Origin of the sequence: Streptomyces venezuelae ATCC 10712, assembly GCF_008639165.1 — a bacterium.
GTDB lineage: Bacteria > Actinomycetota > Actinomycetes > Streptomycetales > Streptomycetaceae > Streptomyces > Streptomyces venezuelae.
On sequence record NZ_CP029197.1, the window covers coordinates 3,673,372 to 3,690,078 of the forward strand.

General features: G+C 72.4%; 17 protein-coding genes and 1 tRNA gene. 11 read left to right on the plus strand and 7 right to left on the minus strand.

Annotated features, from left to right (window positions below; all coding sequences use genetic code 11):
* Window positions 1-67 precede the first annotated feature (67 nt).
* Window positions 68-532 (minus strand): GatB/YqeY domain-containing protein, encoded by a 465-nt coding sequence (locus DEJ43_RS16705; RefSeq protein WP_015034552.1) that lies wholly within the window; start codon window positions 530-532, stop codon window positions 68-70.
* Between the two features lie 74 nt (window positions 533-606).
* Between DEJ43_RS16705 and DEJ43_RS16710 the strand changes: the two genes are divergently transcribed.
* From DEJ43_RS16710 to DEJ43_RS16720, 3 genes are all read left to right on the plus strand, one after another.
* On the plus strand, window positions 607-1,545 hold the full coding sequence (locus DEJ43_RS16710; protein WP_015034553.1) for a metallophosphoesterase: 939 nt from the start codon (window positions 607-609) through the stop codon (window positions 1,543-1,545).
* Between the two features lie 18 nt (window positions 1,546-1,563).
* Window positions 1,564-2,301: a Pr6Pr family membrane protein gene (locus DEJ43_RS37490; protein WP_015034554.1), complete on the plus strand. Its 738-nt coding sequence runs from the start codon at window positions 1,564-1,566 to the stop codon at window positions 2,299-2,301.
* A 38-nt stretch (window positions 2,302-2,339) separates the two neighbouring features.
* Window positions 2,340-2,413, plus strand: a tRNA-Pro gene (locus tag DEJ43_RS16720).
* A gap of 118 nt (window positions 2,414-2,531) precedes the next feature.
* Here the strand turns inward: DEJ43_RS16720 and DEJ43_RS16725 are convergent.
* The gene (locus DEJ43_RS16725; RefSeq protein WP_015034555.1) at window positions 2,532-2,879 is read right to left on the minus strand and encodes a VOC family protein; all 348 of its coding nucleotides are present in this window, start codon (window positions 2,877-2,879) and stop codon (window positions 2,532-2,534) included.
* Between the two features lie 526 nt (window positions 2,880-3,405).
* On the opposite strand from DEJ43_RS16725, the gene DEJ43_RS16730 reads away from it, so the two are divergent.
* From DEJ43_RS16730 to DEJ43_RS16745, 4 genes are all read left to right on the plus strand, one after another.
* Window positions 3,406-3,711 (plus strand): MafI2 family immunity protein, encoded by a 306-nt coding sequence (locus tag DEJ43_RS16730; RefSeq protein ID WP_015034556.1) that lies wholly within the window; start codon window positions 3,406-3,408, stop codon window positions 3,709-3,711.
* A 627-nt stretch (window positions 3,712-4,338) separates the two neighbouring features.
* Window positions 4,339-4,932: a DUF5994 family protein gene (locus DEJ43_RS16735; protein WP_015034557.1), complete on the plus strand. Its 594-nt coding sequence runs from the start codon at window positions 4,339-4,341 to the stop codon at window positions 4,930-4,932.
* Between the two features lie 18 nt (window positions 4,933-4,950).
* Complete coding sequence (locus DEJ43_RS16740) at window positions 4,951-5,217, plus strand: hypothetical protein (RefSeq protein ID WP_015034558.1); 267 nt, start codon at window positions 4,951-4,953, stop codon at window positions 5,215-5,217.
* 181 nt (window positions 5,218-5,398) lie between these two features.
* Window positions 5,399-6,598 carry a PP2C family protein-serine/threonine phosphatase gene (locus DEJ43_RS16745; protein WP_015034559.1) on the plus strand — a complete coding sequence of 400 codons (1,200 nt, stop codon included), beginning with the start codon at window positions 5,399-5,401 and terminating at the stop codon, window positions 6,596-6,598.
* Between the two features lie 55 nt (window positions 6,599-6,653).
* Here DEJ43_RS16745 and DEJ43_RS16750 read toward each other — a convergent pair whose 3' ends face one another.
* Window positions 6,654-7,532 (minus strand): glycosyltransferase family 2 protein, encoded by an 879-nt coding sequence (locus DEJ43_RS16750; protein ID WP_233447958.1) that lies wholly within the window; start codon window positions 7,530-7,532, stop codon window positions 6,654-6,656.
* A 190-nt stretch (window positions 7,533-7,722) separates the two neighbouring features.
* Between DEJ43_RS16750 and DEJ43_RS16755 the strand changes: the two genes are divergently transcribed.
* Window positions 7,723-8,931, plus strand: coding sequence for a serine/threonine-protein kinase (locus DEJ43_RS16755; protein ID WP_015034561.1), 1,209 nt, complete (start codon window positions 7,723-7,725; stop codon window positions 8,929-8,931).
* Window positions 8,932-8,956: 25 nt separating this feature from the next.
* Here DEJ43_RS16755 and DEJ43_RS16760 read toward each other — a convergent pair whose 3' ends face one another.
* The 3 genes from DEJ43_RS16760 to DEJ43_RS16770 form a co-directional block, all read right to left on the minus strand.
* A complete protein-coding gene (locus DEJ43_RS16760) occupies window positions 8,957-9,238 on the minus strand; it encodes a hypothetical protein (protein WP_015034562.1) in 282 nt (93 codons plus the stop codon).
* Between the two features lie 74 nt (window positions 9,239-9,312).
* Window positions 9,313-10,335 (minus strand): YdcF family protein, encoded by a 1,023-nt coding sequence (locus DEJ43_RS16765; protein WP_015034563.1) that lies wholly within the window; start codon window positions 10,333-10,335, stop codon window positions 9,313-9,315.
* 152 nt (window positions 10,336-10,487) lie between these two features.
* Window positions 10,488-11,891, minus strand: coding sequence for a tetratricopeptide repeat protein (locus tag DEJ43_RS16770; RefSeq protein WP_015034564.1), 1,404 nt, complete (start codon window positions 11,889-11,891; stop codon window positions 10,488-10,490).
* A gap of 162 nt (window positions 11,892-12,053) precedes the next feature.
* Between DEJ43_RS16770 and DEJ43_RS16775 the strand changes: the two genes are divergently transcribed.
* Window positions 12,054-13,115, plus strand: coding sequence for an Lrp/AsnC family transcriptional regulator (locus tag DEJ43_RS16775; protein WP_015034565.1), 1,062 nt, complete (start codon window positions 12,054-12,056; stop codon window positions 13,113-13,115).
* A 44-nt stretch (window positions 13,116-13,159) separates the two neighbouring features.
* Here DEJ43_RS16775 and DEJ43_RS16780 read toward each other — a convergent pair whose 3' ends face one another.
* Window positions 13,160-13,990 carry a class I SAM-dependent methyltransferase gene (locus DEJ43_RS16780; RefSeq protein ID WP_015034566.1) on the minus strand — a complete coding sequence of 277 codons (831 nt, stop codon included), beginning with the start codon at window positions 13,988-13,990 and terminating at the stop codon, window positions 13,160-13,162.
* A 62-nt stretch (window positions 13,991-14,052) separates the two neighbouring features.
* Between DEJ43_RS16780 and DEJ43_RS16785 the strand changes: the two genes are divergently transcribed.
* On the plus strand, window positions 14,053-15,891 hold the full coding sequence (locus DEJ43_RS16785; RefSeq protein ID WP_015034567.1) for a S9 family peptidase: 1,839 nt from the start codon (window positions 14,053-14,055) through the stop codon (window positions 15,889-15,891).
* Between the two features lie 24 nt (window positions 15,892-15,915).
* Window positions 15,916-16,656 carry an SURF1 family protein gene (locus DEJ43_RS16790; RefSeq protein ID WP_041662560.1) on the plus strand — a complete coding sequence of 247 codons (741 nt, stop codon included), beginning with the start codon at window positions 15,916-15,918 and terminating at the stop codon, window positions 16,654-16,656.
* Window positions 16,657-16,707: the final 51 nt, after the last annotated feature.

Below are 16,707 nucleotides of genomic sequence, written 5' to 3' on the forward strand. Positions count from 1 at the left end.
CCCTTCGCGTTACCTCTACGTCCTCAGCGTCCTCAGCGTTTCGGCGTGCTCAGCGTTTTAGGCGTTGTCAGCCCGCGAGCAGCTTCTTCACCGAGGCGGCGACCCGCCCGCCGTCGGCCTGGCCGGCCACCTTCGGGTTCACGATCTTCATGACGGCGCCCATGGCACGCGGGCCCTCGGCGCCACCCGCCTTCGCCTCCTCGACGGCCGCCGCGACGATCCCGTCGAGCTCCTCGTCGCTGAGCTGCTTCGGCAGGTACGCGTCGAGGATGACGCCCTCCGCCTTCTCCCGCTCGGCGGACTCGAGGCGACCGCCCTGGGCGAAGGCGTCCGCGGCCTCGCGGCGCTTCTTCGCCTCCTTGGCGATCACCTTCTGCACCTCGTCGTCGGAGAGTTCGCGCTTGGTCTTGCCCGCGACCTCCTCCTTGGTGATCGCGGTGATGGTCAGCCGCAGGGTCGAGGAGCGCAGTTCGTCGCGCTCCCGGATCGCGGCGTTGAGGTCGGCCTGGAGCTTCGCCTTGAGCGTGGTCATGTCGCCCAGTGTCGCAGGTGTGCCGCCCCACCCGCCCGCGCATTTACGCCTCCGGGGTCTGCGACGATGGGGGGATGCGCGCACGGTACGGCATCCCCCTGAAGATCACGGCAGGCCTCACCGCGACGGCCGCCGCCGGAATCGTCTACGCGGCCGGGTTCGAGGCCCGCTCGTTCCGGCTCCGCCGCGTGACGGTCCCGGTGCTCCCACCCGGCATGGCCGACCTGCGGGTCCTCCAGGTCTCCGACATCCACATGGTGAGCGGCCAGCGCAAGAAGCGGGCCTGGCTCCAGTCCCTCGCCGGGCTCCGCCCCGACTTCGTCGTCAACACCGGCGACAACCTCTCCGACCCGGAGGCGGTGCCGGAGGTGCTCGACGCGCTCGGCCCGCTGATGGAGTTCCCGGGCGTGTACGTCTTCGGCTCCAACGACTACTACGGACCCACGCTCCGCAACCCCGGCCGCTACCTGATGGAGCGGGTCCAGGGCCGGCACGGCCTCAACGGCAACAAGCCCGTCGTCGGCGCCGTCCACAACCCCTGGGAGGGGCTGCGGGACGCCTTCGACGCGGCGGGCTGGGTCGACCTCAGCAACACCCGGGGCCGGCTCAAGCTGCCCCAGGCGGAACTCGCGTTCACCGGGCTCGACGACCCGCACATCAAGCGCGACCGGTACGAGCGGGTGGCCGGCGGCCCCGACGGCGGGGCCGACTTCAGCATGGGCGTGGTCCACGCGCCGTACCTGCGGTCGCTCGACGCCTTCACGTCCGACGGGTACGAGCTGATCCTCGCCGGGCACACCCACGGCGGGCAGCTGTGCATCCCCTTCTACGGGGCGCTCGTCACCAACTGCGACCTGGACACCGACCGGGTGAAGGGCCTCTCCACCCACACGGTCGGCGACCGCACCTCGTACCTCCACGTGTCGGCGGGCTGCGGCACCAGCCGCTTCACCCCGGTCCGCTTCGCCTGCCCGCCCGAGGTCACCCTGCTCACCCTGACCGCCCGCCGCTGACCCCCTACGGTGGGGAGCATGCTCACGCCGAACCGCGCGTCCGCCGTCCCGGCATCCGCCGTGCTCCCCACCGTCCGCAGGCCCTACGCCGCCGCCTTCCGGGCCCTGATCGCCCTGTCGGCCGCGACGGGCCTGATCATCGAGTGCGTCTACGGGAACGTGCTCGTCGTCCTGAGCTTCTTCACCATCTGGTCCAACATCCTGGTGGCCCTCGTCCTCGGCAGCGGCGCGGTCCGCGCCTGGAACCGCCGGCCACCCCTGCCCGCGCTGTGGACCGGCGGCGTCCTGCTCTGCATCACGGTCGTCGGACTCGTCTTCCACCTGGTGCTCGACAACCCGGCCGGCGAGTTCAACCAGGCCGCCGAGATCGCCCGCCTCAGCGGCGCGAGGGCCGTCGCCAACCAGCTCCTCCACACCGTGACCCCCATCGGCACGGCCCTCGACTTCCTGCTGCTCACCCTCCCCGGCGCCCTCCGCCTGCGCCACGCCGCCCAGTGGCTCGCGGTCCCGGCCCTCTACCTCGCCTTCGCCCTGCTCCGCGGCGCGCTCCTCTCCCCCGGCACCCCGACCCGCTACCCGTACCCCTTCCTCGACGTGACGGCCCACGGCTACCCGGGCGTCCTCACGAACGCGGCGGTCCTCGGCGCGGCCTTCTACGTCCTGGGTCTGGCGATCGTCGGCCTGGACCACGTCCGACCTGCGGTGCGGCCCCACGAAAACCGGATTTCGTCTCAGCGCGCGCGTGGGCTAAAGTAATCGATGTCGCCGCGACGTGAAGCACAGAGCAGCGACATCGGGGTGTAGCGCAGCTTGGCAGCGCGCTTCGTTCGGGACGAAGAGGTCGTGGGTTCAAATCCCGCCACCCCGACAGCCGTAACAGCAGGTCAGGCAGTTACTGAATTCAGTAACTGCCTGACCTGTTTCTGCCTGCGCGTCCATCTGAGCGACTGGCTGTGACCCGCATTCCCCGGTAGCCCGGAGGACCGTCAGCGGTGGCCCAGCACGTTGACCACCCGGCCGTTCGGGTCACGGACGAAGAACCGGCGCACCCCCCACTCCTCGTCCTGCAGGGGGTGAACGATCTCCGCGCCGCTCTCCCGCATGGCTGCGTAGGCCGCATCCACGTCATCTACTTCGACGCTCATATCGGGAGTGACTGGTGCGGTCTTGTCGCCGGCCATGAAGCTGATCTGCGCCGTCGGACTGGACGGGGACGCGAGCGTCATGATCCAGCCGTGGTTCATGACCTCCTCGAATCCGAGCAGGCCGTAGAACTCCCGGCTCTCCTGCGCAGCCTCCGACTGGACGTTGGGTACGACACGGCGTACGGCCATCGGTAACTCCAAGGTGACGACATCCCGGCGTTGATGCTCCCCAGGAGTACTACGTCACACCGGCCACCACACGCACTTTCGACACACGCCCGACCACCTTTCCACGGGCGGATACACAAGCCGCCTGCTGCGGGACAACGAGGGCAAGCCTCGCAGGCCCAACGCCTAACGGGCCCAGCCGAGGTAGCTGTTACAGATTTCCCTACCTCATCAAGGCACCCGCCGCGCACAGCGCGGCGCGCGGCCCGTCGCCCGGGCCTGCGCTCCTGTCTGCGCCCCGCTCCAGCCCGGCCGCCGACCAGTGGAGTGTGGCGGTGGGGAACTCCCATCCCGTCTGCCGTCGACCCAGGCAGAGCCGAGCAGACACGGCACCGGGCCTGCTCCACGGAGTGTGGGTCGACGGCAGACGGGATGGGAGTTGGGGGTGAGTGGTGGGTGGCGATGGCAGACCGCTGTCAGCTCCAGCCCAAAGCCGCTCCGCCGCCTCACTCACCCATAGCGGCCCGCTTGAGGCAACATCTAGACCATGAACGCCGTCGCTCTGGAGCGTGAGAACGAGGTCACCCTGTACGCGGTACAGGCCCTGCTGGGGTTGATCTCAGAGGATGTAGTGGCTGTGGCTGTAAGAGTCGAGGAAGAGAGGGTGGCGCTCACCTTCTGGACGCGCCAGCACTCTCACGAACTCGACGCCGATGTCGACCAGGCGGTCTTTGAGTTGGATGCACTCTTCTCCGAAGACCATCCAGTGATCGAGCCCACCATTCATGTAGGCGAGCCGGACACATCGGAGCTGACGTCGTACGGCCGCGTGATCTATTGGGCAAAGTCGTAAGCGTGTCCCTCGCGTGCCCTATCTAGCGGGGAAGGGCGGGAAACACCGGGCAGCCACGGGGCACCGAAACAGGAACGGCCCCCGACCTGAAGACCAGGTCAGAGGCCGCTTCACTTGGCGGTGGGTGTGGGATTTGACCCTTGGTCCACCTGCAGCTCGACGTCTACGTTGCTCGATTGAGGGTGATCGAGCATGTTCGTGCGCACGGGCCGGTAGCTGGGTGGAGTCCTGGCGCCGATGCCGAGGGAGCGAGACTGCAGCAGGCCTGTGAAGCGAGCAGAGCTCGCACCCGAGTTGCTTCGGGACGAAGAGGTCGTGGGTTCAAGTCCCGCCACCCCGACAGCCAGTAAGACCACTCAGGGGTCCGATCCGCGAAAGCGGGTCGGGCCCCTGAGTGGTTTCCGGGGGTGCGCGGGAAGCCATGGGGGAGCGGCTTCGGGACTCGCCCTCGCCGCGCGCTCGTTCGCGCGAAGGGAAAGTCCCTCCCCATATCAGGCGGAAAACCGACTGCTCGGACGTACGCTGGAAGTACCGGAAGTACTTCGAGCACCAGCTTCCACGCAGGTGTCATTTCCGGGGAACACGAAAAACCGGGCTGCCGACGGGCAGCCCGGGGGCAGGTCCGTCATGACCACCATCCTCGACAGGACAGCGAACCGCGCCCTCACCCCAGGACTTCCGGCCCGCTTGTCGCTCACTCCGAAGACCACGCTCGCCGGTCGGCTCGACGGTGCCTGGTGGCCCCGTTCACGCGATCTGGCGGCCGAGCTGCCGGCGCTTGCCGACGCCCTCGAAGGGCGCTGGGGGCGCATCACCCGCGTCCTGGTGCATCCCGGTCACTGGCCCGTCGTCCCGCACAAGGTCGCCGTCACCGGCCACGTCCTGCACGTGGGCTGGTTCACCGAGCAGGACCCGGACAAGGTCATCCTGTTGTCCTACACGACCGGCCGCTGCGACCTGCTCGTGATTCCGCCCGAGACCGAACCCGCCTCCGTGGCACGGCTGATGACCGCCGCCGCCCTCCCCGGAAGCATCCTCTCCGCAGGTGGCCTGATGTCCGGCGAGGCCGCGACCGGCCGCCGTATGCGGGAGGCGCGAAGCCGCGAAGACGCCTGGGAGAACGACGGCGGGGCCGCCTCGGCGTCCCTGGCGCACCCGGCGGCGCACGCCGTCGTCGGCGCGCGGATGATCCCCCTCCCGGGACACACCCGCGGAACGTAAGGAACGGAGCACGCCGTCTTGCAGCCCACCGAGAACGATCCCCTGCCGCAGGCCGAACACGCCGAGATCCGTATCGTCTCCGCCACGCCCGAGGCGGCGCGTGCGGTCGCCGAGGTGATCCGCCGGTGCTTCGCCGGGACGGAGCAGCGCAGCTATCCCGTGCCGGGCGGCGGCACACGGCTCCACCTCACGGTCGACACCGAGACCGCCGCCGGGCCCGCCCGCACCTGGCTCGCGACCAGCAGACCGGCTACCGGTACCGGCCCCCATCCCGAGGAACCCTGACCGGCTCCGCCCGCGAGCGTCAGCGGGACGGCCATGTGTGGCGTGGCCTGCCGCCGAGGAGCATCCTGGAGGCCACGTCTCTGGTGCGGGCCGCTCCGGTACCCGGTCGCCACGTGGTCGCGGCACCCGCCCGTACCGCAGGACCGGGCGAGGTCATCGCCGCTCGGTGGGAGGCAACGGGATGACCGTCGGACGGCTCGGGAAACCGGATCGCTCGGAGAGCTTCGGGGAGGGGCTCCTGGGTACGATCCTGGACCTCGCGCACGAGCTGCCGCCCCACCGGGTCGGGCTGGTCGTCGCCGAGACGGTGGGCCGGCTGGGGGGCAGAAGCCCGCAGATCCTGCTCCAGGACTACGGGCAGCAGAGGCTCGTTCCCCTGCTCGCCGAAGGGCTGACGGGCGGCGAGCCGCTGTCCATCGACGGCTCGGAGGCCGGTAGGTGTTTCCTCACGTCGCTCCCGGTCGAGCTGGCACTGGCCGACGGGGTACGCGTCCACGTACCGCTGCTCGACGGCGGCGACCAGACCGGCGTCCTGGCCGTCACCCTGGACGCGGTCGACGCGGACGACCGCCGCCTCCTGCGCCGGATCGCGGGACTGGTCGCCGACCTCCTGCAGACCAAGAACGGCCACACCGACCTCTTCTTCCGCACCCGCCGCAGCGAACCGATGAGCGTCGCCGCCGAGATCCAGTGGTCGCTCCTGCCGCCGCTGACCATGACCATGCCGCGCGTCGCCGTCGCCGGAGTCCTGGAACCCGCCTACGACGTGGCCGGCGACAGCTTCGACTACGCCCTCAACGGCGGCACCCTCCACCTCGCCATGATCGACGCCATGGGCCACGGCCTGGACGCGGCCACCATGGCCACCGTCGCCATCGGCGCGTACCGGCACGCCCGCCGCATCAGCGTCGAACTGTCCGAGATCTACCTCTTCATGGACCGGGCCATCGCCGAGCAGTTCGCCCCCGACCACTTCGTCACCGCGCAGATGCTGCGGCTGGACACGACCACCGGCCGTCTCCAGTGGGTCAACGCCGGACACCCCGCCCCCGTCCTGATCCGCGAGCACCGCGTCATGGGCCGCCTGGACAGCCCCACCACCCTCCCCGTCGGCTTCGGAGGAGCCCAGCCACAGGTCAGCAGTGTGATGCTCGAACCGGGGGACCGCGTCCTCTGCTTCACCGACGGCCTCGTCGAGGAGCACGAGAGCGGGAAGGAGCAGTTCGGCGAGGACCAGCTCATCGACTGGGTGAACCAGCTGGAGAAGGCGGACCGAAGCGTCCGCGCGGTGGCACGGGACCTGTCCCACACGCTCAAGCGGGCACGCGGCGACGCCACCTCGGACGACGCCACTCTCGTCCTGCTCGAGTGGCGTGGTTGATCCGCCGCCGTGCCCGAACGGCCCTTTGGCCGTACCCGGGGCCAGGACCGGGGGGTCAGATCACCGGGGGGCGGCCCAGGCGGGTCATGTGGCGGACGGTGGACCAGCGCATGGGGTGGCGGGGGCCGCAGGATTGCCGGATGCCTTCCGCGAAGCCGGCGAACCAGGAGGCGAGGCCCGGGAGGGAGCGGGTGCGGGCCAGGGTGAGGAGGGTCCAGACGCCGAGGTAGACGGGGACCAGGACGGCCGGGAGGTTGCGCTTGGCCAGCCAGACGCGGTTGCGGGCGGTCATCCGGTAGTAGACGGCGTGCCGGGCCGGGCTGGTCTTCGGGTGCTGGAGGAGGAGTTTCGGCTCGTAGACGACCTTCCAGCCCGCGTCGAGGGCGCGCCAGGCCAGGTCGGTCTCCTCGTGGGTGAAGAAGAAGTCCTCGGGCCAGCCGCCGATCTCGTCGAGCATCGCCATGGAAAGGCCGTGGCCGCCGCCGAGGAAGGTGGTGACCTCGCCTCCGCGCATCGGGTCCTTCGCGCCGAGCCTTGGCACGTGCCGGCGCTGGGTCTCGCCCGTCTCGTCGGCGATGCGGAAGGAGACGACGCCCAGGGCGTCGTCGCCCTCGTACAGGTCGGCCACGCGGCGGAAGACGTCGGTGTCGACGAGGAGGCCGTCGTCGTCCAGGTCCACCACGACGTCGACGTCGCCGAAGGAGCGCAGGGTGTCGATGGCGACGTTGCGGCCGCCGGACACGCCCCGGTTCTCCGGGAGTTCGACGCCCGTGACGCCGTCGGGGAGTTCGGGCAGGGTGCCGGTGCCGTTGCCGACGACGACGATCCGGGCGGCGGGTTCGTCCTGCCGTGCCACGGCGTCGAGCAGTGCCCGCAGCTCGGTCGGGCGCGTGCCCATCGTCAGTACCGCCACACCCACACGAGGTCGTGCCACGACCCCCTCCGTTCCCTGTTCACCGGAACTCGCTCCGGGCCGCGATGCTAACCGGCCACGACACCCTCCGTTCACTCGCATCACGGGTTTCGTGCACCGGAGGGGGGAGCGCGGGCGGCGGCCGTCGTCGGCGGCTCTACGCTGGTTCCCTTCCGGTTAGTTGATCGATCGTCGAAAGGGTGGTCTCCAGGTGCTGGTCGCGGACCGATATCGGCTTCACGTGTGTATCGGCCGGGGCGGCATGGGCGAGGTGTGGCAGGCGACCGACGAGGTCCTCGGCCGGGACGTCGCCGTCAAGCTGATGCTGGGGCACGCGACCGACCCGTCCGCCGGCGACCGGTTCCGGCTGGAGGCGCAGACCGCCGCCCGGCTGAGCCATCCGCATGTCGTGGGCGTCTTCGACTTCGGGACCTGGGACGGGAAGCTGTTCCTGGTCATGGAGCTGGTGGAGGGCGACAGCCTCGCCGGGAGCCCTTCGGATCCGCTGGTCCTGCCCGCCGAGCGGGTCGCCGTCGTCGCCGCGCACGCGGCCGCCGGGCTGGCCGCCGCGCACCGGCAGGGCGTCGTGCACCGGGACATCAAGCCGGGGAACCTGCTGGTCGACGCCGAGGGCACCGTGAAGCTCGCCGACTTCGGCATCGCGCGGTTCGTCGACGATCCCTCGGCGGCGCTCACGACGACGGGCCAGATCGTGGGCACCGGGCTGTACCTGGCGCCCGAGCGGGCCCTCGGGCAGCCCGCCTCGTCCGCCTCAGACGTGTACTCACTCGGCTGCGTGCTCTACCAACTCCTCACCGGACGCCCGCCGTTCCGCGCGGACACCGCGACCGCCCTGCTGTACCAGCACATCGACACCGCTCCCGTGCCGCCCCGCCGGCTCGGGGTGGCGCTGCCGCCCGAGTTCGAGACGTATCTGCTGAGTCTGCTGGCCAAGCAGCCCGAGCAGCGCCCCTCGGCGCAGGCCATCGCCGACTGGTTCTCCTCCGGCGCGTGGCGTTCCTATCCCGGGCAGCCGGCCGCCCCCGCGCGGAACCGGTCGCACGCCCCCCAGTCGCACGCCCCGCGGCAGTCTCCTCAGTCGTACGCCCCGCAGCCGCACGCGCCCCAGGCCGGTGCGCCGGCCGGTGTCACCTCCCGGTCCGGGCCGATGCCCGCCCCCCTGCCCGTACCCCCGCAGGCGCACAGACCCGGGCCCGCGCAGCCGCAGAGATCCGCGCCCGGTGGTGGGCCCGTTTCCCGGCGGCGCGAGCGGCCCGCCGGGACCGGTCTCACGGGGCTCACCAGCAGCACCGGCGGGCTCGCCGAGCTCTCCCGGCGGCGCCCCCGCAAGACGGCGGCGGTCGCCGGTGCGATCGCCTTCGTCGTCTTCCTGATCATCGGAATGGCCTGGCTCTCCTGAGCACCGCTGCTCCCGGACGCGGGGCTCAGTACGGCCGCGGCGCCATCACCTGTCCCTCCCCGTCCGGCGCCGCGAGCAGCAGGCAGCGCGGTACGCCGGGGCCCGGCGTCACCCGTACGGTCACCGAGGTCGGCGGGTCGGTCGGCAGCTCGACCGCGACCATGAGCGGGCCGTCGTCCTTGGCCGTGACGTAGCCCGTCTCCTTGCCGTCGACGAGGACCTCGACCACCGGCTTGTGCCCGGTCTGCACGGTCACGGAGACCGAGTGGCCGAGGTGGTCGATGTGGAAGTGGTGCCGTCGCCTCATGGGTCACCTCCGTACCTCCAGAGTAGGTACGGACCGCCTTTCCTGCCGAGCCGATCAGAGCCCCGCCGAGCCGATCAGAGCTTCGCGCCCGCCGCCACGCCCAGCAGGACCAGCGTCAGGCAGATCCCCAGGTTCACCCGCTTGTACTGGAGGAACACCGCGACGAACTCGCGCATCGTCGCCGAGGGCCAGAAGTACGCGGCGGTCGGCGACCCGACCACCTGGCCGTCCACGCCCGCGCGGCGGGCCAGGATCGCGGCGCGGAAGGCGTGGAAGTTGTTGGTCACGATCACGCAGGCGGAGCCGGGCCGGTCCCGTTCCATCAGCTCCTTGCTGAAGAGCAGGTTCTCCTCGGTGGTCCGCGACCGGTCCTCGCGGACCAGCGCGTCCGGCGGGAAGCCGCGCGCGACGAGGTAGTCGGCCATCGCGTGGGACTCGGGCAGGGTCTCGTCGGGGCCCTGGCCGCCGGAGGTGATGAGGAGGGGCGCGGTGCCGTCCCGCCGCTTCCGGGCGGCCAGCTTCTCGTACACCTCGCGGCCCCGGTCGAGGCGGCTCGCGAGCAGCGGGGACACCCGCCGGCCGCCGATAAGGCCGGAGCCGAGGACCACGACGTAGGCGGCGTCGCGGCGCAGACGCAGGCGGCCGTACAGGAAGGCGTAGCCGACGAAGCAGAGGAAGAGGAACGAGACGTAGCCGAGGACGAGCAGGGTCGTGCCGACGATCGTGCCCAGGACGGGGGACCGGGTGAGGACGGCGGCGACCGCCAGGCCCATCACGACGACCATGCCGAGCCCGGCGAGGAGGGACAGCAGGTTCCCCGGGCTCCTGCCCTCCTTGCGGACCATCTTCACGCCGTTCGCGCAGAGCAGCCCGGCGAGGACGATCGGGCCGAGCCCGACGACGAGCAGCCCGCCCAGCATCACGGTCTCGGCGACGCCGGGCGGGGCGTCCTCGATCCCGGCGAGCAGGCCGAGCCCGACGAAGGTGACGGCGAGGCCGAGCAGTACGGCGTTGCCGAAGCGGCGGCGGTCGCGTCGCACACCGACCGCGAAGAGGAGGAGGAAGACCGTGGCCACGGCGAGGGCGAGCGACGACATGACGGCATCGTAGGCAGGGGCGTGGCTTCCCGGCAGGGCGCGGGGCCTCGCGGCGGCCCGTGCGCCTCAGCACGCGGCGGCCGTGCGCCTCAGCACGCCGCGGCCGTGCGCCTCAGCACGCCGCGGCCGTGCGCCTCAGCGCGGCGCGTCCCTCACGCCTCCGCTGCCAACGTGAACAGCCCCCGTCTCGCCCCCTCTTCGTACGCCCCGCGCAGTTCCGCGCCGTCGAGGAGGGTGCGGAGGGCCGACTCGCTGCGGGCGCGGGTCACCGCGCAGAACTCCGCCGGGCGGTACGCCATGTCGAAGACGGAGGTCCTCAGTACGTCGACCGCGCCCAGGAGGTGGGCCGCGGCGTCCCGGCGGCCCGCCGACACCCGTATCTGGGCGAGGAGTTCCGCTGCGGCGGCCGCGCCGGCCGGGGAGCCGAGCCGCAGGTGCTCGCGCAGCGCCCGGCGGGCGTGCTGGGCGGCGCGCTCCAGCTCTCCGTCCCACGCGGCGAGTTCGGCGCGTACGACGTGCGCCCAGGCGTCGGCGAACAGGTCGCGTCCCGCCCGGGGCCACCGGCTGCCGCGGTCGGTGTCCCCGCGGTCGAGCGCCTCCTGCGCGGCCTCCGGGTCGGTACGGCAGAGGGCGAGCGCGAGTCCGACCCAGCAGGCGTGCCGGGTGGGGCCGAAGTCCGGGGACTCCCCCATCAGCGCGAGGGCTTCCCGGAACGCCTCCGCCGCCGCGTCCGCGCGTCCTTGGTAGAGGGCGGTCGCGCCGCGCAGATGGGCCAGGAGTCCGAGCGCGCGGTCGTCACCGTCCCGTACGGCGGCCGCCCAGGCCTGGACGAGGAGCGGATCGGCGTCTTCCGGGCGGCCCGACTCCAGCTCGAGGAAGGCGGCGAGCCACAGGGCGCGGGCCGTCGGCGGTCCGGTGCGCAGCGAGAGGGCGTGCCGCAGCCGCGTCCGGCCCTCGGAGGTGCGTCCGCAGGCCACCCACAGGAACCAGAGGGACACGGCGGTCTCGACGGCCGTGTCGGCTTCGGCGCCCGGCGGGAGCGGCGCGGTGGTCGGGTCCATCGCGGCGGCGAGGTCCGGGAGTTCGCGCAGGGCGAGGTCCCGGGCGTCGAGCTGGCGGCCGGCCTGCCACTGGTCGGCGGCCCGCCGGGCGAGTCTCAGGCACCACCGCCGGTGGTGCTGGACGACGGCCCGGCGGTCGCCGCGTCGGGTGAGCCGGCGGGCGCCCACGGCCCGCATGGGTGGCGGCATCCAGTGGCGGGGGACGGGGTCCTCGCCGTCGAACAGGTCGTCGACGGGCAGCAGGGCGAGGGGGGCGAGCCGTTCGAGGACCGCCGGGATCTCGGCGGAGGGGAGCGTTCCGGAGGAGCAGACCTCGCGGACGGCTTCCAGGCCGAAGGCGCCCTCGAACACGGAGAGCCGCTCCCACAGGAGTCGTTCGGCGGGGCCGCAGCGGGTGTAGCCGTGTTCGGCGGCGGCGAGCTGGTCGGGGCTGACCGGTTCGCCCCACAGGATGTGTCCGGTCTCCGGTGGCCGGCGTCTCTCCGTGCTGCCCATCCCCCGCCCTCTCCCCGTCCGTGACGTGTGCCTGAGTCGACGTATGCCTGAGTCGATGGCGAACAAACGCCATTGCGGCTTGAATGCAGACGCCCCGGTCCACATCCTGGGGTGCCTCCGGAACCACACCCGCGGTTTGCCGGGGATCGGCCAGGGAGGGAAATGAGCACCGGGGATTCCGTCCTGGGAGAGGCGGATCTTTCGCTGATCCACGCACTCCAGATGGCCCCGCGTGCCAGCTGGACGCAGTTGTCGTCCGTTCTGGGGGCGACCCCTGACACCCTCGCGCGGCGCTGGGACCACCTCACGGCCGGGGGGTACGCCTGGAGTTCGCTGCTGGCGGCCCGGCACGGCGCCGACGCGATGCTCTACGCCTGGGTCGAGCTGGAGTGCGTCGCGGGCGCCGCCGAGACCACCGCGGTCGAGGTCTCCGGCGACGCCTGCACCCTCGGCGTCCACCAGGTGACCGGCGACGCGGATCTGGTCCTGCTCGTGGTCTGCCCCGACCTGTACGCCCTCGACGACTACCTCGCCCGGCGGATACGGCGGCTCAGCGGGGTGATCCGCTCCCGGACCCAGGTGGTGACCCGGCTGCACAACCGCCCCTACCGGTCGCGGATCGAACAGCTCACCCCCTCGCAGATCCAGCTCCTCCGGGGGATCACGCACGGGGACGGCCGGGCGCGTACGCCGGCGCGCGAGCAGGCTCGCGAGCGGGCGGCGCGGGGCCGGGCGCAGCTCACCGAGCTCGACCACCGGATCGTCGCGGAGCTGGCGGGGGACGCCCGCCGCAGCGCGGCCGAACTGGCCCGCCAGTGCGGTACGAGCGAGTCGACGGTACGGCGGAGGCTGGACGCCCTCTCGGCGGGCGGCGCCCTCCACCACCACTGTCTGCCGGCTCCCCGGTTCTCCGGGCGTCCGGTGTGGGCGATGGTCACCACCGACGTACCGCCCCTGGACGTGCCGGCGACGGTGGCGGCGCTCGCCCGGCTGCGCCAGACGCGGCTCGTGACCTCGGTCACCGGCCCGCACAACCTGTCGCTGGCGCTGTGGCTGCGTACCGTCGACGAGCTGCACGAGGTGACGGCGAGTCTCGTACGGGCCGCGCCGGCGCTGCGGATCGCGGGCACCGCGCTGTCCTTGCGGACCCACAAGATCGGCGCGCAGGTCCTCGGTCCGGACGGCCGCCGACTGCACCACGTGCGGCCGGCCACACCGGCCTGACGGGACGACGGGGCTTCCGCCTCCCTGACGGCCCGTCGGGGTGCTCAGGCCGGTCGGGTCGCCTTGATCGAGTACATCATCGGGATACGGGGCCGGTCCGCCGGGAAGCGGTAGTAGCCGTCCTCGTGGTGCTGGAGCGCGCCGTAGCGCGGGAACAGCGAGGCGTCGTGCTCGTGCAGGAAGTCGATCCGCAGGCCCGCGCGGGCGATCGCGGTGACGACCTCGCCGAGCGGGTGCACCCATTCCACGCTGCGGTTGTGGACGGTGGGCGCGTCGAGGTCGGCGTACGTGCCGGGGCTGGTGTCCACCCAGGGTTCGCGGACGAAGTAGTCGTTCACGATCCGGCTGCCGGTCTCGTCGTCGAGGGAGTCGGTCAGCGGGTGGAACTCGGCCACGTAGAGGAAGCCGCCGGGGGCGACGAGCGAGGCGGCGGTCTCCGCCCAGCGCTCCATGTCGGGCAGCCAGTTCAGCGCCCCGGTGCCCGTGTAGACGATGTCGTAGGCGCTGTCCGGGACGGCCTCGGCCGCGTCGTACACGTCGGCGGCGACGAAGGCGGCCCTGTCCTGGGTGAGGCCGAGGTCGGCGGCGAGCGAACGGGCGGCCTCGACGGCCGGCTCGGAGAAGTCGAGGCCGACGACGTGCGAGGCGCCGTGACGGGCCCAGGAGAGGGTGTCGAGGCCGATGTGGCACTGGAGGTGGAGCAGGGAGCGGCCGGTGACGTCGCCGACCTCCGCGAGCTCGAAGTCCCGCAGCGCGTCCTTGCCCGCGCGGAAGGCGTCGAGGTCGTAGAAGGCGCTGGCGGCGTGGATCGGGACGCGCTCGTCCCAGCGTGCGCGGTTGGCCTCGTGCCAGTCCTCGGGCGTCGGAGAGTACATGTCGGCGAGGTTATCCACAGGCTGGGGGCGACGCGACCCGATTGTCGGCCGCGCGGAGCATGATGGGTGCCATGACTGAGCGTAAGGACATCACCCAGACCCCACGGTGGGAGCAGCGCTTCCGCGCGCCCCGCGTCTCGCTGCCCGAGTGGGCCGAGGAGGCCCCGGACCGCTCGCTCTTCGTGTCGAACGCGACGGGGACGTACGAGCTGTACGCCTGGGACCGGGCGAGCGGGGAGCAGCGCCAGGTCACGGACCGGCCGAACGGCACGACGGACGGCACGCTGACGCCGGACGGCAGCTGGATCTGGTGGTTCGCGGACACCGACGGGGACGAGTTCGGGGTGTGGATGCGCCAGCCGTTCGGCGGCGGGGCCGACGAGCCGGCCGTGCCCGGGCTCGACGCCTCCTACCCGGCGGGGCTGGCCATCGGCCGGGACGGCACGGTCGTGGTGGGCCGCTCCACCGACGAGGACGGCACGACGGTCCATCTGGTCCGTCCCGGGGCGGACGCCCCGGTCGAGATCTACCGGCACCGGGAGTCGGCCGGGGTCGGCGACCTGTCGCACGACGGGGCGCTGATCGCGATCGAGCACACCGAGCACGGGGACGCGATGCACTCGGCGCTGCGGGTGCTGCGCGCCTCGGACGCGAGCGTGCTCGCCGAGCTCGACGACACCAAGGGGGGCACGGAGGAGCTGGGGCTCGCCGTCCTCGGCTTCGCGCCGGTGGCCGGGGACCCCCGGCTGCTCGTCGGGCACCAGCGGCGCGGCCGCTGGGAGCCGATGCTCTGGGACGTGGCGGCGGGCACCGAGACCGATCTGGCGCTCGACCTGCCGGGCGACGTGTCGGCCGAGTGGTATCCGGACGGGTCGGGGCTGCTGATCGTGCACAGCTTCGAGGCCCGCAGCGAGCTCTGGCGGTACGAGATCGCGACCGGCGCCCTGGTCCGGGTGGAGACCCCGGCCGGTTCGGTGTCGGAGGCGACGGCCCGGCCGGACGGCAGCGTGGAGTACCTCTGGTCCTCGGCCGCCGAGCCGCCGGTGGTGCGCTCCACGGACGGCGGCGTGGTCCTCGACCCTCCGGGCCCCAAGGCCCCGCCGTCGGTGCCGGTGGAGGACGTGTGGGTGGAGGGGCCGGGCGGCAGAGTGCACGCGCTCGTGCAGCGGCCCGCGGGCGAGGGACCGTTCCCGACGGTCTTCGAGGTGCACGGCGGGCCCGCCTGGCACGACAGCGACGCCTTCGCGTCGGGCCCGGCGGCCTGGGTGGACCACGGGTACGCGGTGGTGCGGGTCAACTACCGGGGCTCGACGGGGTACGGCCGGGAGTGGACGGACGCGCTGAAGCACCGGGTCGGTCTGATCGAGCTGGAGGACGTCGAGGCGGTCCGCGCCTGGGCGGTGGAGAGCGGCCTCGCGGACCCGGCCCGGCTCGTGCTTTCCGGCGGCTCCTGGGGCGGCTATCTGACGCTCCTCGGCCTGGGGACGCAGCCGGAGGCCTGGGCGGTCGGCCTCGCGGCGGTGCCGGTCGCGGACTACGTCACGGCGTACGAGGACGAGATGGAGGCCCTGAAGGCGCTGGACCGGACGCTGCTCGGCGGCTCCCCCGAGGAGGTGCCCGAGCGGTACGCGGCCTCGTCGCCGCTGACGTACGTGGACGCGGTGAAGGCTCCGGTGCACATCTCGGCCGGCGTCAACGACCCGCGCTGCCCGATCCGTCAGATCGACAACTACGTGGACCGGCTGAAGGCCCGGGGCGCGGTGCACGAGGTCTACCGGTACGACGCGGGCCACGGCTCGCTGGTGGTGGAGGAGCGGATCAAGCAGGTGCGGCTGGACCTCGCCTTCGCCGCGAAGCACCTGGGGGGTGAGGCCCCGGGGACCCGGCCGACGGAGGGCTGAGCCGGTTTGCGTACCGTGGGGGGCGTGTACCGGTTCCTGAGAACGCCCCGCTGGTGGGGGATCAACGTCTTCGTCCTGCTGGCGATCCCGTTCTGCGTGTTCATGGGGACCTGGCAGCTGGGCAAGTTCGAGGATCGTGTGGACTCCCACGAGGAGGCCGAGCGGCGGCCCGCCGCGAGCGCGACGGCGGTCGAGCCGCTGGACTCGCTGCTTCCGGTGGACAAGGAGACCTCGGGCCGGTCGGCCGAGGCGCGGGGCCGGTTCGGGGCGCAGTTCCTCGTCCCGGACCGCGAGCTGGACGGCCGGACCGGCAGCTATGTCCTGACGCTGCTGCGGACGGACGGCGGCCGGTCGCTGCCGGTGGTCCGGGGCTGGCTCCCCACGGGCGCGAAGGCTCCCGCCCCGCCGGCCGGCGAGGTCACGGTGGTGGGTGCGCTCCAGGCCTCGGAGACGGCGGGCACGAAGGGCGTCCGCGCGGCCGGCGGGCTGCCCGAGGGGCAGCTGGGCATGATCAGCGCGGCGGCCCTGGTGAACGTCGTCACGGACGAGGTCTACGACGCGTGGATCACGCTCGCGGACTCCCCCGCGGGCCTCACGCCGGTCCCGGCGTCCGCCGCGGCGGGCACCGGCCTGGACGCCAAGGCCTTCCAGAACCTCGGCTACACCGCGGAGTGGTTCGTCTTCGCGGGCTTCGTCCTCTTCATGTGGTTCCGCCTGGTGCGCCGCGAGGCGGAAGCCTCCCGCGACGAGGCGCTGGGCCTGTAGCGGGGAGACCGCCGGGCCTGCGGGGCGGGGCCCCGGCCGCGCCCTGCCTCA